Origin of the sequence: Streptomyces sp. NPDC001544, assembly GCF_042894285.1 — a bacterium.
GTDB lineage: Bacteria > Actinomycetota > Actinomycetes > Streptomycetales > Streptomycetaceae > Streptomyces.
Genome location: NZ_JBIAVN010000011.1, coordinates 130,878 through 144,845, shown reverse-complemented (window position 1 = coordinate 144,845; position 13,968 = coordinate 130,878). Strand labels below are relative to the sequence as shown.

At 69.5% G+C, this 13,968-nt stretch carries 12 protein-coding genes and 1 pseudogene; 9 read left to right on the top strand and 4 right to left on the bottom strand.

What is annotated here, in order from left to right:
* The first annotated feature begins 303 nt into the window (after positions 1-303).
* From ACFY0F_RS26310 to ACFY0F_RS26300, 3 genes are all read left to right on the top strand, one after another.
* Positions 304-1,188: a catechol 1,2-dioxygenase gene (locus ACFY0F_RS26310; protein WP_388799003.1), complete on the top strand. Its 885-nt coding sequence runs from the start codon at positions 304-306 to the stop codon at positions 1,186-1,188.
* 105 nt (positions 1,189-1,293) lie between these two features.
* Entirely contained in the window at positions 1,294-2,124 is an 831-nt protein-coding gene (locus ACFY0F_RS26305) for a dioxygenase (protein ID WP_388799263.1), read from the top strand.
* A gap of 531 nt (positions 2,125-2,655) precedes the next feature.
* Positions 2,656-3,579, top strand: a complete 924-nt coding sequence (locus ACFY0F_RS26300) for an MBL fold metallo-hydrolase (protein WP_388799000.1) — start codon at positions 2,656-2,658, stop codon at positions 3,577-3,579.
* A gap of 83 nt (positions 3,580-3,662) precedes the next feature.
* On the opposite strand, the pseudogene ACFY0F_RS26295 reads toward ACFY0F_RS26300, so the two are convergent.
* Positions 3,663-4,141 (bottom strand): annotated as a pseudogene (locus tag ACFY0F_RS26295) (transposase); the annotation flags it as partial.
* Between the two features lie 68 nt (positions 4,142-4,209).
* Between ACFY0F_RS26295 and ACFY0F_RS26290 the strand changes: the two are divergent.
* Positions 4,210-5,112 (top strand): AraC family transcriptional regulator, encoded by a 903-nt coding sequence (locus ACFY0F_RS26290; protein WP_388798996.1) that lies wholly within the window; start codon positions 4,210-4,212, stop codon positions 5,110-5,112.
* Positions 5,113-5,459: 347 nt separating this feature from the next.
* Here the strand turns inward: ACFY0F_RS26290 and ACFY0F_RS26285 are convergent, their stop codons facing one another.
* Complete coding sequence (locus tag ACFY0F_RS26285; protein ID WP_388798994.1) at positions 5,460-5,822, bottom strand: hypothetical protein; 363 nt, start codon at positions 5,820-5,822, stop codon at positions 5,460-5,462.
* Positions 5,823-6,324: 502 nt separating this feature from the next.
* On the opposite strand from ACFY0F_RS26285, the gene tap reads away from it, so the two are divergent.
* The 4 genes from tap (at position 6,325) to ACFY0F_RS26265 (ending at position 10,985) form a co-directional block, all read left to right on the top strand.
* Positions 6,325-8,568, top strand: coding sequence for a telomere-associated protein Tap (tap, locus tag ACFY0F_RS26280; protein WP_388798991.1), 2,244 nt, complete (start codon positions 6,325-6,327; stop codon positions 8,566-8,568).
* Positions 8,569-8,580: 12 nt separating this feature from the next.
* Positions 8,581-9,138: a telomere-protecting terminal protein Tpg gene (tpg, locus tag ACFY0F_RS26275; protein ID WP_388798989.1), complete on the top strand. Its 558-nt coding sequence runs from the start codon at positions 8,581-8,583 to the stop codon at positions 9,136-9,138.
* Between the two features lie 316 nt (positions 9,139-9,454).
* A complete protein-coding gene (locus ACFY0F_RS26270) occupies positions 9,455-9,808 on the top strand; it encodes a hypothetical protein (RefSeq protein WP_388798986.1) in 354 nt (117 codons plus the stop codon).
* Positions 9,809-10,433: 625 nt separating this feature from the next.
* Entirely contained in the window at positions 10,434-10,985 is a 552-nt protein-coding gene (locus ACFY0F_RS26265; RefSeq protein WP_388798982.1) for a cupin domain-containing protein, read from the top strand.
* A gap of 838 nt (positions 10,986-11,823) precedes the next feature.
* Here ACFY0F_RS26265 and ACFY0F_RS26260 read toward each other — a convergent pair.
* A complete protein-coding gene (locus ACFY0F_RS26260) occupies positions 11,824-12,429 on the bottom strand; it encodes a dihydrofolate reductase family protein (RefSeq protein ID WP_388798979.1) in 606 nt (201 codons plus the stop codon).
* 72 nt (positions 12,430-12,501) lie between these two features.
* Entirely contained in the window at positions 12,502-12,894 is a 393-nt protein-coding gene (locus ACFY0F_RS26255) for a hypothetical protein (RefSeq protein ID WP_388798976.1), read from the bottom strand.
* Between the two features lie 254 nt (positions 12,895-13,148).
* On the opposite strand from ACFY0F_RS26255, the gene ACFY0F_RS26250 reads away from it, so the two are divergent.
* Complete coding sequence (locus tag ACFY0F_RS26250; protein ID WP_388798973.1) at positions 13,149-13,889, top strand: class I SAM-dependent methyltransferase; 741 nt, start codon at positions 13,149-13,151, stop codon at positions 13,887-13,889.
* The last annotated feature ends 79 nt before the right edge of the window (positions 13,890-13,968 follow it).

The window sequence follows — 13,968 nt, the reverse complement described above, 5'->3', positions numbered from 1 at the left end:
CGGGAACGCGAGCTGGACCACCTCGAGGTGGGCATGGCACATCTGGTCGTCGGCGCCGGCGGCCCGATCGCATCGGAGTACAGCCCCCTCCACCCCGAGCGGGTGACCTCGCGGGCCCCGCACACCGATCGCCTCCACTCGGCCGGCCGGTCTCACCACGTCCACCCTCCTGCTCGTCGGCGCCGCCGACCTGCTGACTGCCCCGCCGGAGTGGAACGCCGCCGCACTCGACTTCCTGACGCGTCACCGCGTCCGTCCGAGTCACACTGCCGGTCCCGCACCGGAAGAAAGGAATGCACGCACGTGAGCGAGTCCCAGAGCCGGTTACAGGTCGTGTTCGCCGATCTGCGCCGCGCCGTCGACAACGTCATCCTCAAACACCAGGTCACCCTGGAGGAACTGCTCGCCGCCATCGACTGGCTGCAGCAGGTCGCCGACGCCGGCGAACTGCCGTCCGCGAGCATCCTGTTCTACAAGACCGTCCTCAAGGGAACCGAGGGCACGACCTACGCCCATCCGGAGAAGGACGGCGCGAGCTACTGGGAGATGGAAGGCCCCGCCCACCGTCCCGGCGCCCCCGTCCTGCACAGCCCCGCCGTACTGCCGATGCGCCCCGACGAGCCCGGCGACCCCCTGGTCGTGTCCGGAACCGTGCGCACCACCACCGGCGCCCCGCTGCCCCGCGCGGCCCTCGAGATCTGGCAGATCGATGCCAACAACGTGTATTCCGGAATGGACGCCGACGACTTCAAGCCGCTCGACATCCCTAACGACTCCACCGGCGTCCCCACCCACAACCTGCGCGCCAGGATCATCGCCGACGCCGACGGGCACTGCGAGTTCCGCACCGTGATGCCCGGCACCGAAACCTTCGGCCTGGCCACGGACAGCCCGCTCGCCACGCTGACCCGAGCGTTGCAGCTGCAAGGTGTGCGTCCGCTGCACATCCACGCGATCGTCTTCGCCGACGGGTGCCTGCCTCTGACCACTCAGATCTACTTCGACGGCGACCCACTGGTCACCAGCACCGTCGAAGGCGCCGTCCCCGCCGCCGCGGTCAGGACCACCGTCCGCCACGACGACCCGGACGACTACCTCGCTCGCGGCCTCGACCAGCCCTACCGCGCCCTCACCTACGACTTCGTCCTGCGCCCCACGGCCGCCGCAGCCGCTTCCACTCCGCAGTAGACGGACTGGAGCCTTCGCTTCGAACAGACTCCTGTCTCTACGAACCACTCAGGGAGGTCAACCATGAATGCTGCCGCCGATCCCGCGGCCGTCTACGACCGGTTCATGAGCGAGCAGGCTCCGGCCAGTCGCGATCAGCGTCGCTGGACGCCGGCGGACGGCCCGATGCCCGCCCTCTACCTCAGCCATGGCTCGCCGGCGCTGTTCGAGGACGCGCTGTGGATGAAAGAGCTGTTCGGGTGGTCCCAGGCACTGCCCAAGCCGACGGCGATCCTGATCGTCAGCGCGCATTGGGAGTCGGCGCCGCTCACCTTCTCGGCGTCGGGCCCGAGCACGCCGTTGGTCTACGACTTCGGGGGCTTCGCCCAGCGGTATTTCCGGATGACCTACGAAACACCGGACGCCGGCGCACTGGCCGCCCGGGTCGCGGCCTCGATGCCGGACAGCGAACCGGTTCACCACCACGCCCGCCGCGGTTTGGACCACGGCGCCTGGGTCCCGTTGAAGACCATGTACCCCTACGCCGACGTGCCGGTCCTGCAAATGTCCCTGCCCACCCACGACCCCGCCCGGCTGATGGACATCGGCCGTCGGTTGCGGGGCCTGCGCGAGGAAGGGGTGCTCGTGGTCGGTTCGGGCTACATGACGCACGGGGTGCCCTTCCTCACCCGGGACCAGTTCGTGCACAACGTCGTGCCGTCCTGGTCCGCCGACTTCGACGCCTGGGCGGCCGACGCCCTCACCCGTGGCGACGTCGACACCCTGGCCAACTACCGCAGCCTCGCCCCCGCGGTGCACTTCGCGCACCCCACCGTCGAGCACTACTCGCCGCTGTTCGTCACCCTCGGGGCCGCGACCGACGCCGAAGTGCCCGTCCGGACGAAGATCGCGGGCTACCGGTTCGGGTTGTCCAAACGATCCTTCCAGGTCGCTTGACGCGATCCGGCCGATGTGGTGGAGACGTGGTGCCTCCCCGTGCAGCACCAGTGTCCGGCTCTGGCCGCTTCGGCACTCCTCGACGAGCTGCTCGAGGACAGAGATATCCCGAGTCCGGCCGTGCATTCCGCCGGCAGCGCCGACACCGTCCCTGCGAAGTGCAGCCGGAGCGGCAATGAGCATCTGTTCCCCCGGATAGTGCAACGACGTCACGAGAGAAACGGCTCAGGCCAGCCCCTCGGGCCTGAGCCTGGGCTGCATGCGCCTACGGCTGATCGACCCGACGTCTTCGGGGCGTCTACACCGTCTTGTCGCTCGGCTGTGATCTGCGGAGAAACCGGCACAAGGCGCGGTGGGTGGGCGTGTCGGACTTCGTGAGCCAATGGCTCTTGCGGTCCCGAAGCGACGGCACAGCTGTGGCGCGCGAAGCGTCGCCCTCGCGCACCCGCAACCTCTTTGTGAAGACGATTTCGCATCAGAGAGGTACTCTCGATTATTGAGCGTCTTCTTCTATCTCCATACCGTCGAGGCATGCAGACCTTCACTCTTGGAGCCTTCGAGATCACCCGCGTCACTGAATGGCACGGCCGCTTCGCGCCGGTCGGCGTGCTGTTCCCCTCCATCCCCGACGACGCATGGCACGAGCACCAGCAGTGGCTGAACCCGCACTTCTGGGACGCTGCGAGCGGTGATTACCAGGCCCACATGCAGACGTGGGTGCTGCGCGGGCAGGGCCGCACGATCCTGGTCGATACGGGCATGGGCAATGGCAAGCCGCGCGCCCATGGCCTCATGGACAACCGCGACGGCGACTTCCTCCACCAGCTTGCTGCCATCGGCGTGCAGCCCGAAGACGTCGACACGGTCGTCAACACCCACCTGCACATCGACCACGTCGGCTGGAACACCCGGCTGGACAACGGCGAATGGGTGCCGACCTTCCCCAATGCCCAGTACCTGATGCACAAGGCGGACTTCGACTACTGGAACCCCGCCAACAACATCACTCGCAAGGCCGACTTCGGCGACCCGGCCGACAGCAGGGCAGCCTTCAACGACAGCGTGCTGCCCGTCCACCAGGCCGGCCAGGCCCTGATCTGGAAAGGCACCGACCACACCATCGCAGCCGGGCTGTCCCTCCAGCTCGCCCCCGGTCACACCCCCGGCTCGACGGTGCTCAAGCTGCACTCGGGCACAGACCGCGCCTTCTTCGTCGGCGACCTGGTCCACACCCCGCTGCAGTTCCTCACCCCCGCCCACGACACCTGCCTGAGCGAAGACCAGCAGCAGGCAACCGTCAGCCGCCGCCGGATGATGGAGGAAGCTGCCGACACCAACGCCTTGATCATCCCGGCCCACCTCGGTGGCGCCGGAGCGGCCGAAGTCGCCAGGAACGGACGAGACTTCACCATTAAGCAGTGGGCGCCGCTGGCCGCACCGACAGCGAAGAACTGACCCCTGCGCCGCCTGCCAGGGACGTACCCCTAGTAGTGTTTGGTCGATGACACCGGCTTCCTCAAGGACGGGGGTGCCTCGGCGTGCGTGGCGGCCGAGAGGCCAACGAGGAGAGGCAGTCCGTTCGCGTCCGACAGATGTGCATCTTGAAGCTCGGCTTACCCCGGTCCACGGGGCTCGGACCTGTGTGTTCGCCCTCTTTTTTAGCTCTCACGTGTTAGCTCTCACGTGAGCGGTGTCGAGAACGACGCGGGTGACGTTGATGAGGCCGGCGTCGTCAAGCCGGTGCAACACGGCTTCGTGCAGACGGCCCCAGACCCCAGCTCTGGACCAGATCAGGAAACGGCGGTGGGCGGTCGAATTCGAGATGCTGAAGCAGGGCGGTGGAGCCCGCCAGGCGCAGCCGCTGACCAGGACGTAGATGATGGCGGCGAACAGCGTCTCATCTGGAGTGTCCGGCGTTCCGCCGCCCTGTGGCCGCCCCTTTCGATGGAGGGATCAGCGGCTTCGCGATCTCCCACAGACCGTCCGGAACAATCCAACTCCATGTACCCCGCCCCATACCGGAGTCAACGACCGCCTCACCACGTAGGACACGGTCTTGATAACTCATCCGATACCTTCGTGGGCATGGATGTGCTCAGTGATGTAGTCGCATCGCTCCGCTCAGGCCGCCCGTTCGCCAATCGTGAAGACCGCGAAGGCGCCTGGCACATCCCCTTCACGCCGTTCGCCGGAGCAGGCTTCCATATCGTCCTAAGCGGATCGTGCCGGCTGCTCACCGATAACCGTGCGCCGCGCACCCTGAACGTCGGCGACGTCGTACTCACGCCCCACGGCTCCGAGCACGCTCTGGCGGACGTCGGCCATGCGGACGAGGACGGCCCCACCTCCCTGCTTTGCGGGGCCTACCAGCTCGACCGATCGCAATCCCACCCTTTGCTGGCCACCCTTCCAGAGGTCATCCATCTGCGATCGCAGTTCGGCCGCCACCCCGCTCTGCACTCCGCGGTGTCCCTGCTCGGCAGCGAACTGCAGCACCCGCAGCAAGGGGCCGTCTCCGCCCTGTCCACACTGCTGGACCTCTTGCTGATCTACATGCTGCGGGCCTGGTTCGAAGACGAGTCCGACCGCGGCGCTCCCGGCTGGTCCGCCGCGCTCGCCGACCCCGCGGTCAGCGCAGCGCTCAGCGCCATGCACGAGGATCCCGCACGTGCCTGGACGGTGGAGGACCTGGGCAGGAAGGGCAAACTGTCACGAGCCGCCTTCGCCCGCCGGTTCACCGGCCTGGTGGGGCAGCCGCCGCTGGCCTATCTGACCTGGTGGAGGCTCAGCGTCGCTGCCCGCCTGCTCAAGGACGGCACCACCTCGCTCGAAGCCATCGCGCACCAGGTGGGCTACGGCTCGCAGTACGCGTTCGCCAACGCCTTCAAGCGGGCACACGGCGTCTCCCCCGGCCGCTACCGGCTGATGCGGGCTTCCGATCAGCAGCCCACGCGATGGCACCCGGAGACCGGGATGACCGACTGCTGAGGTTTTCGCTAGTTCCGTGGTGGTTAAGTATGGATCGTCAGTCCTGCGTGGATGAAGGAGCATCCGGCGGGCGAACAGGTCCTCGACGGTGGCCAGGTTGAGCGGCCCCTCGTCGATGTCGATCTGCGTGACCGCTTCCCCGGGCCGAGTCAGGCTCCGTCGCCGTTTCGGCCGCGGTCCGCACAGCCCCAGCTCTCCCCGTCGCCGACACGAACAGCCCCCGCGTCCCCGCGCGCCGTAGATGCCGTGCCAGCTGACTCACCGCCTTGAACTGGTCGGGATAGAGCCGCGCAGGTCCGGGATGGCCGGGGCGCTGTTCCACCACGGGCATGACAGCTCTTCTCGAGTCAGTGACTCCAGTAGTCGCGGCGGGGCAGTTCGACCCACGCATCGGGCGGTCCGGCCACGGCGCGGCGGTCGGTCGGACGCAGTCCTGCGAAGGCGCAGGCGTAGGCGACGGCGTTGTTCCGGTAGAGGTAGGAGGCCAGCACCTGCGCGGGGATGTCGTCCTCGTCCGGTTCTCCGCCGGGGTGCAGGTCTGAGCCCTCGATCGTTCCATGGCGGGCGATGCTGCCCTGGTTGCCGCAGTTGGGATTGCCGTAGAGGCCGTAGCAAAGGGTGCCGGCAGACAGCCGGGCCAGCACGCCGGGCATGCTCGGCGCGTAGCCCCAGGGCTGGGTGACCACGCAGCCGCCGGGCACGGACGTCACGCCGACGGTGTGCAGGCTTTCGTCATGTCGTACGCGTAGGGATCCTCCGGCAGCTCGTTCAGCACGTCGAGGAGGTCCGCCACGCAGGCCAGGCCCGTGTGGTGAGGCGACGGGCCTCCTGCGCTGCCGCACACTCGGTCTCGGTCAGCGACACCCCTTCCGGCACCGGGAACAGCTCGGGGACCAGCCGCCGAGCGAGAGCCGCCAGGGATCGGCCCCGGCAGCGGCGAGCGCTCGTGCGTTCTGCGGCCTCCTGGACATGACAGTCCCCGCCCATGTCGGCCCAGCCGTCGCCCTCTGCCGCCTTCGCCCCCCCTCGCCCCGGAAACCGCAGCAACGGCACGAGCACGGTGGGCTCCCCGCCGCTGGTACACGATTCCGGTTCAGTGACGGGACTTCATTACCCCCAAAGACACGGTTAGTACGCTGAATGTATGTGATTCGCACGTCGTTAGTACGCGGTAAGAGCGTTTCGAGGTAGGGTGAGGGGCGGAGGTGTCCCATGTCTGAGTTGTTCGACGCGGTCGACGCGCTGGTCGCGTCCCGCTCCCCCCTGCCGCCGCCGGCCGAGCGCAGGCGGCTGCGCCAGGCGCACGCGCTGACCCTGGACGAGGTGGCCTCCGCCCTGGAGGTGCGGCGGGCGACCGTCGGCGCCTGGGAGTCGGGCCGGACAGAGCCTCGGCCGCCGGAGCGGGAAGCGTATGCGCGCCTGCTCAAGCAGCTCGCCAGGCTCTACCCCGCCCCCGAGAGCACCGGCCCCCCGCAGGAGGACACGGACATCGCGGCGCCGCAGACCGTCCCCACCGCGGCGCCCACAGCGCAGCCGCGGCCCGCGGGTGGGGCACCGGAAGCTGCTGCCACATCCGAGGCCGGTGCGCCGTCGGCGGCCCCTGCGGCCGGCGGCGCAGCGGCCGCCGTGTCGCAGCCGCGTACCGGCAGGACGCCGCAGGGCTCGCGGCGTCCTGCCGCGACCCAGGCCGCCCCGGCCCACATCCCGGCGCCCGGCGGCGCCTACCTGCACGGCCCGCTGCTCGTCCTCGACGCCGACGCCGACAAGCAGGTGACCGGCTACGGCGTCGGAGGTCTGCTCCTGGACGTGCCCGCCAAGTCCCTGCCCGCGCTGGTCGAGTGGACACTGGCCGAGGCGCGGCTCGGGGCGGAGAAGCTGCACGGTTCGGGCAAGGACGCCGACCCACTGCTGGTGCTCACCGAGGCCGCGTGCGAGCGGTACGGCCTGCCCGCCGTCCTGTCGGAGTCCGAGCGGCTTGCCGGGCGGCTGGCGGAGGGGCACAAGGTCATCAAGCAGCTTGAGCGTGCCGACTGGCAGCTCACCAGGCGGGGGCTGGGGCCGTGGGCGCGGATCTACCGCCCCGCCCAGGGAGGCCGCAGGCAGTGCGTGCAGCTGTGCATCCCGTCCTGGCGTGCCCTGGACGGCCGGGCGTGGGGTCATGCCGCGCAGCTTCCGCCGACGGAGCTGGCCCGGGTACTGGGCGTGTACGCGGCCCGGGTCATGACGCCGGTCGGCTCCACCGCCGTGACCGGGCTGCAGCTGATGACCGCGCTCAACCCGCCGACCCGCGCCGGCGAGCCGGACGCCGACGGCAAGCGACACAGCGAGCACCGGCCCGGGTCACTGGGCACCGAGCCGGTGGACCCGGCGCCGTGCGAGGCGACCGACGGACACCCGGTCCTGGCCCACCTGCCCCGCTTCCACGTACGCGGCCCCGGCGAGCGGCTGTTCGAGGAGGCCTACGACTGGGCACGGGACCTGACCGATGCCGAGTGCATGCAGCGGTACCTGGTCGGCATCGACGTGAACCTGGCGTTCGGGGCGGCCGCCAACGGCGCGGTCGTCGGCCTGGCATCGCCGCCCGCGCACGTCACCAACCCGGTCTTCGACCCAGCGGTGCCCGGATCCTGGCTGGTCGACCTCTCCCATGTCGACCTGTCCCGGGTGAAGGTCGGCAAACAGTGGCGCGACCTCGCAGGCGGCCTGCTGCCCAGCCCGTTCACGCCCACCGGCGAACGCCCCACCGGTCCGGCCTGGTACGCCACCCCCACCGTCGCCTACGCCGTGGAGCTCGGCTACGACGTCGCGCCCGCCGAGGCGTGGGTGCGCCGCGAGAGCGGCCGGTTCCTGGACGGCTGGTACAAGCGGCTGCGCGACGCCTACGTTGCCACCATGGCGGACCTCGGCGTCGCGGAGAAGGTCTCCCCGGCCGAGTTCCTGAAGGCCATGGACGGCTACAAGAGCCGTGATGCGGAACTGGCGATCGTCGTGGACGCGGTCAAGATGACCGTCAAGGGCGGCATCGGCAAGTTGCAGGAGAAAGCCCGCGGGGGCGGCTGGAAGCCGGGGCAGGCCTGGCCCGCCCTGGCCCGGCCGACCTGGCGACCGGACATCCGCGCCACCGTCATCTCCCGGGCCCGCGTCAACATGCACCGCAAGATGCTCAACCTGGCGGCGGCCACCGGCCGTTACCCCATCGCGGTCCTGTCCGACTGCGCGGTGTACGCGGCCGACGGGCCCAGCCCCCTGGACGTCCTGCCCTACGACGCCGACGGCAAGACCGTGCCCGGCAGCTTCCGGCTGGGGGTGTCGCCCGGCATGGTCAAGCACGAGGGCACGCAGAGCGTGCTGTGGGGCGCCAACGTGCTCGAGCAGCTCGCCGGCGACGGCCATGTCGCCAACCTCGCCCGGTACATCAAGACCGGTGAGGTCACCGCCAAGGACACCGGAGAGTAGGGGAATCGCGGCATGGTCACGGTCGGGGAAGGACTCGACAAGGCGGTGCAGGGGGCCTTCACCCGTCCCCTGCCCAAGTCCGCAGGGGCACAGATGCGGTACCTGGTCCGGCAGCACCAGCGCAGCACCCGGCGCGTCGCCGAGCTGCTCGGCATCAGCCAGCGCACCGTCGAGCGGTACGTGAAGAACCAGATCAAAACCCCCCGCCCGGAGCTCGCCGACCGGATCGAACGCGAGGTCCGCGCCCGCTGGCAGCCGCAGATCCGGGCCAAGGCAAAGCAGGCCGCGGCCACCACCGGCGGCATCATGATCGATGTCCAGGCCCGTTTCGGCTACACCGCCGCCCCCGGCAGCACTGACGATGCCCGCGTGCGTCACCTCACCCTCGCGCTGCCCCCACGGCACGCTGCCCGCCTCTTCGAGGCCCAGGAGGCGGGTCTCACCGAAGACCGCCTCCGCCAGATCGCCGCACAGGCTCTGGGCGAGGTCTACTTCCGCGACAGCGGCCGCCGCGCCCACGGCCTCGAAGTAGAGCTCACCGACCTGATCGACCTGGAGTTCGAGCTGTAGCCGGTCAGAGTCCCAGACAGGACGGAAAGAAGGGCATGGGAGGGGGACCTGTGGCAGCAGGGGCGTCAGCGACCGTGTCACTGACCGGGGAGCTGACCTCGTGGCTGATCAACCGGATCGCGGACCGCTACGGGCTGACAGCCGCCGCTGTGCTGCGGCAGTGAACCTGCCGCAACTCCCCCGGCCCGGAACGACGGCGGCGGCGTACGGGCCGACGCGGAAATCGTCCTCAACGAAGCCGGGCGGGCTGTGCTCGCCGAGCTGTGCGGGGTCGGGCCCCAGGTCCTGGCGCGCGCTCTGCCCGCATCCACCGAGGATGATCCCAACATCAGCACCGGCCGGAAGGCAGACCTGGCGCAGGCGCGGTGGCGGGCGGCGAGCGCCGTGGCGGGAGAAGCGGCGTTCGCCTGCCCGGCGCACCGCGCGGCGCACCGGGCAGGCACAGCGGGCGGTGCGGTATGTGCCGCGCCGGCTGCGGGTGTGTGTCCGGCACGGGCGGTGGCTGCTGGACGCGGACGCCGACCAGCCGCTGCAACACCTCGACCTGCGCGGTGTCCCGGAGGCGGCTGCGGCGCAGCGGCAGTGGGCGGGGGTGGCACGTCGTGCGGTGCGGGCCGCGGCGGAGCCCGGCCAGGTGTCCGCCCTGGCACACGCGGTCGTGGCCCGGTAGTGGGATGAGATCCTGCGCTGGGAGCGCCAGGTGCTCTGGCCGCAGCGCCTGCACCAGGTGGCGGGCGGCAGGGCGCCGATACGCGGCCCCGGGCCGCCGAGCGGTTCGGCGCTTGCGCCAGGATGGCGGCCACCAGCGGACCTGCTGACCTTCTGCACCATGAAGTCCGTGGTCATTTTTGCTCTGGTTCTCCCCGCCGCTGCCGGCTTCGATGACTGGGCCGGCGGCACGGGCTTCGACATGCCGTTCTTCATCTTCGGGGCCGACCGGGACGTCCTCGCTCCCGCCGGGCGGGCCAAGCGGTTCTTCGGCGAGATGCAGGCGAAGCACGGGAGTTCACGCTGGCCGGGGAGGCGGGCCGCTTCGCCTCCTTCCGCGACTCCGGGCAGCTTCTGCGCCTCATGCCGACCAAGGTTCGCCCGCTGGCGGCGTCCCGGGAGCAGGTCGCAGCCGAGTGAGGAGGGGCGGTCCCGGCGGCCAGGCCCCCTGCGGCGTGCGTCGGCAGATTGACCCGTGATTATGCATCAGGAATGAACCATTTCCTGTGTCTTTTCCTGCCATAGAGTTGTGGACACAAGGCCGGGAGGGAACGCCGGACCGGTCACTGACCAGGGGAGATACCATCATGAGCACCAGCGTGCTGAAGCCCGTCCTGACCCGTGCCGTCGAGGCGGAGACGACCAGTGACCCGAGCAGCACAATGACGCTGCTGGCCGACTGCGGCACCGGCGGCAGCCCGATCACCAGCTACCGTTCGGCGTTCGCGAAGGGCGCGGTCGGGGCTCCGGCGCACTTCCACACGCGGGCCTCAGAGCTCTTCTTCGTGATCGGCGGCACGCTCCTGGTCTTGGTGGACGACGAGGTGAAGACGCTGGACGAGGGAGACTTCCTGCTCGTCCCGCCGCACACTCCGCACGCCTTCGCCGCGGGCCCCGGCTGCACGGCCGACGTGCTGTTCACCTTCACCCCCGGCATGCCGCGCTTCGACTATCTGCGCCTGCTCGGCCGCGTCATGCGCGGCGAGGCCAGTCCACAGGAGATCAAGGACTCCTCCGAGCTGTACGACAACCACTACGTCGACAGCCCGCACTGGCGCGCCGCCCTGGAGGCGGCGGCCGAGCAGGTCCGGCTTCGCCAGGAAGACCCGGACGTCACCGACAGTCCGCTCTTGTCGTAGTCGGCGGATGCCGACGAGTGCCGACGGGTGAATTCCTGGTTGTGGGCGGTCAGTTCGTCTGGCCGGTCGGTGCGTCAGGGGCGTGGACGGCATCGATCCGGCGGCCGAGTTGGTGACGCACGGCTGCCTGGAAGTGCTCGCGTACGCCCGGGGGCACGGGTGAGCCAGGTGGAGAGGCGAGCGACGCGGGCGACTGCGGCGGATGCGAGCGGCCCCCTGATCCTCGAGTGCGGTCAGAGCAGTGAGGGCGCAGGCTCGTTCGTGGAGGCTGTGACGGGGTCCGGCTCGGGCGAGCGGGGCAGGGTCGCGGCGGGGGGGCATCGCGGGCCTTTCAGCCCGGGCGGTGGTGAGGGGCAGGAGCGTTGGGTGGTCGCCTGCTCGTGTTTTTCGCAAGCCAGTGCCGGCTTCTCCGCTCCGGGCGCGTTCGAGAAGGATCCTTGAGGCGGGGAAGAGCCGGCCAAGGGCGTCGTTGCTGTGTCACTTTTCGCGGGTGGCGTTTCCAGGCGAGTTCGGAAGTTGCTCGCTGGGAGACGCCAAGGCGGCCCGGCAGCGCGAACGGCGGAGCCCGTCACCGGATGACACCTCACACCGGCTGCCGTCGGCGCACCCCAGAGGGCGCCGCGCAGCCGTACGGCCCTGCGGAGAATCCGCGCCCGCCCGGCCAGCCCCGGCCGGACCCCGTGCGGACCGGACCCGCCAAGGACACGGCCCGCACCCGGCCTCCGGCCACCAACGCCCCCCGATGCCCATGCACGGGCCGCCGCCTTGCACACCAGCCCAGCCCCGGCGCTCCGCCCGCACAGGCCAAAGACGCCCGTGATGGAGATGTACAGAAGCTCTAGTAGCTGTCGTATCTCGGCTTACCATTCGGCCGATAGACGCCGACGATGGTGCCCCCCTTCGTCGACGAGACGCTGACCGGCTCCAGAGCAGTGGGGATCGCTCCGTCGGCGAACAGCCGCTTGCCGGCGCCGATGATCACCGGATGGATGGTGAGCCGGTACTCGTCGACCAGGCCGTGGTGGATGAGGGTCTGGGCGAGGTCGCCGCTGCCGACGACGTTGATGTTGCCGCCGTCGGACACCTTCAGCTTGTGTACGGCATCGACGATGTCGCCCTCCAGCAGCATCGAGTTCTGCCACTCGACGGACGTCAGAGTCCGAGAGGCCACGTACTTGTGCATGGTGTTCATCCGATTGGTGAACGGGTTGTCGGGATCGGCGGTCGGCCAGTACGACGCGAAGATCTCGTAGGTCTTGCGGCCGAGCAGCATCGCGTCGGAGTGCTCGTACCAACCGGTGATGGCCGTGCCAACCTCGTCGTCGGACACTGCTTTCTGCCAGCCTCCGTGTTCGAAGCCGCTCTGGGCGTCCTCGTCCGGGCCGCCCGGGGCCTGCATGACGCCGTCCAGCGTCAGGAACGTGCAAACGATGATCTCGCGCATGGTGCGCTCCTTTCGTCGACGGGTAGACCGCACAACCGCCGGAAACTCACCGCCGGGCGGCTTCGTTCACTCTCAGTGACGGCAGTGCTGTGTCGCCGGGACGGCCGGGGCGATCGACGTCCGTGACGGGACTCCGTCGCCCGCGTGCAGCTGCTCATGACCGGGACGAGAGTGCCAAGATGCGTTCCTGGTGACAGATGGCGCGCGGGCTCGGCTTCTGAGGTGGCTGCGCTTCGGGCAGGTTTCCGGAACACTGTCCGAGCGCCACTTGGTGAGACGACGGTGCCCCGGCAGTTCGGCGGCCGGTGGTCGCAGCGGGCCGAACTCGTCGAAGGTGAAGACCCAGTCGGAGACGTGTTCGATGGCCTGCTCTATTCGGTCGAGCTCGGCGTCGAAGTCGGGGTCGGTCGACTCCTTCCAGGTCTTGGTGCACTGGAAGGTGATGCCATACCGCTTGGGCAGCATCCGCAGGGCCTAACGACCGATGGTGGACTACATCGCGGACGGTGCTGTTCGTGTTGCCCCGCCGGATGATCTGCTGCAGCTTCCGCCCCTGGTAGTCGGCGATCCTGCGGACTTGTCTCCTGACGCTGGATCAGCTCGATCGTTCCCACCCGATCGCTTCGGCAGCCGGACGGGACACCCGTGAACCGGTGAACCAGCCCGGTCCCAGCACAATGGTGTTGACCGCTTCCGACAGGCAGTGCTTGAGTCGGCGCGTGGACAGCATTTCCGCCAACCGGCGGTTCTGGAACCGGATCAGCAGCGCCTACCAGCGCGAGCACGACCCGCAGATCGGTGCAACGCCGCGGCTGTGGGGCACGTACGCCATCCCCGATGCGCACCTGCACGCCCTGGGCGACGTCACCGGCAAGCGCGTCCTCGAACTCGGCTGCGGCGCCGGCCAGTGGTCCAGGGCGCTCGCCGCTGAGGGCGCCACCGTGGTCGGGCTCGACCTGTCCGAAGCCCAGCTCGCCGCGGCAGCCAGAGCGATGGGAGCGGCCCGCTACCCGCTGGTGCAGGGCGCCGCCGAACACCTCCCGTTCGCCTCCGACAGCTTCGACCTGGTGTTCTGTGACTACGGCGGGCTCAGCTGGGCGCCCCCGCACCTGGCCGTCCCGCAGGCCGCACGCATCCTGCGCCGCGGTGGGCGCCTGGTGTTCAACGTCGCCAGCCCATGGTTCGAAGCCTGCTACGACGAAGCCGCCAGCCGCGTAACCACGACGTTGCAACAGGACTACTTCGGGCTGGACACCGTTGTCGAAGGCCAGGGCGCGGTCAGTTATCAGCTCACCTACGGCGACTGGGTCAAGGTCCTGCGGGGCGCAGGTCTCGTCATCGACGACCTCATCGAGCCGCGGCCCGAACCCGGAACAGTCAACGGCTACAACCGAACCGACCCGTCTGACTGGGCATATCGCTGGCCGGCAGAAATGCTCTGGGTAACCCACAAACCGTAAGCACCGTCGCACCGAGAGGTGAAGGTGTCCCCTTCTGGGTCGGCCCCAGAAGGTCCTGTCATACGTGCTGTCCGCCGAC

Excerpts from the sequence above, each read along its gene's own strand:
- ACFY0F_RS26260 (WP_388798979.1), bottom strand. The coding sequence starts at position 12,429 with ATGCGCGAGATCATCGTTTGCACGTTCCTGACGCTGGACGGCGTCATG.
- ACFY0F_RS26300 (WP_388799000.1), top strand. The coding sequence starts at position 2,656 with ATGCAGACCTTCACTCTTGGAGCCTTCGAGATCACCCGCGTCACTGAA.
- ACFY0F_RS26255 (WP_388798976.1), bottom strand. The coding sequence starts at position 12,894 with ATGCTGCCCAAGCGGTATGGCATCACCTTCCAGTGCACCAAGACCTGG.
- ACFY0F_RS26265 (WP_388798982.1), top strand. The coding sequence starts at position 10,434 with ATGAGCACCAGCGTGCTGAAGCCCGTCCTGACCCGTGCCGTCGAGGCG.
- ACFY0F_RS26270 (WP_388798986.1), top strand. The coding sequence starts at position 9,455 with ATGATCCCAACATCAGCACCGGCCGGAAGGCAGACCTGGCGCAGGCGC.
- tpg (WP_388798989.1), top strand. The coding sequence starts at position 8,581 with ATGGTCACGGTCGGGGAAGGACTCGACAAGGCGGTGCAGGGGGCCTTC.
- tap (WP_388798991.1), top strand. The coding sequence starts at position 6,325 with ATGTCTGAGTTGTTCGACGCGGTCGACGCGCTGGTCGCGTCCCGCTCC.
- ACFY0F_RS26290 (WP_388798996.1), top strand. The coding sequence starts at position 4,210 with ATGGATGTGCTCAGTGATGTAGTCGCATCGCTCCGCTCAGGCCGCCCG.
- ACFY0F_RS26305 (WP_388799263.1), top strand. The coding sequence starts at position 1,294 with ATGAGCGAGCAGGCTCCGGCCAGTCGCGATCAGCGTCGCTGGACGCCG.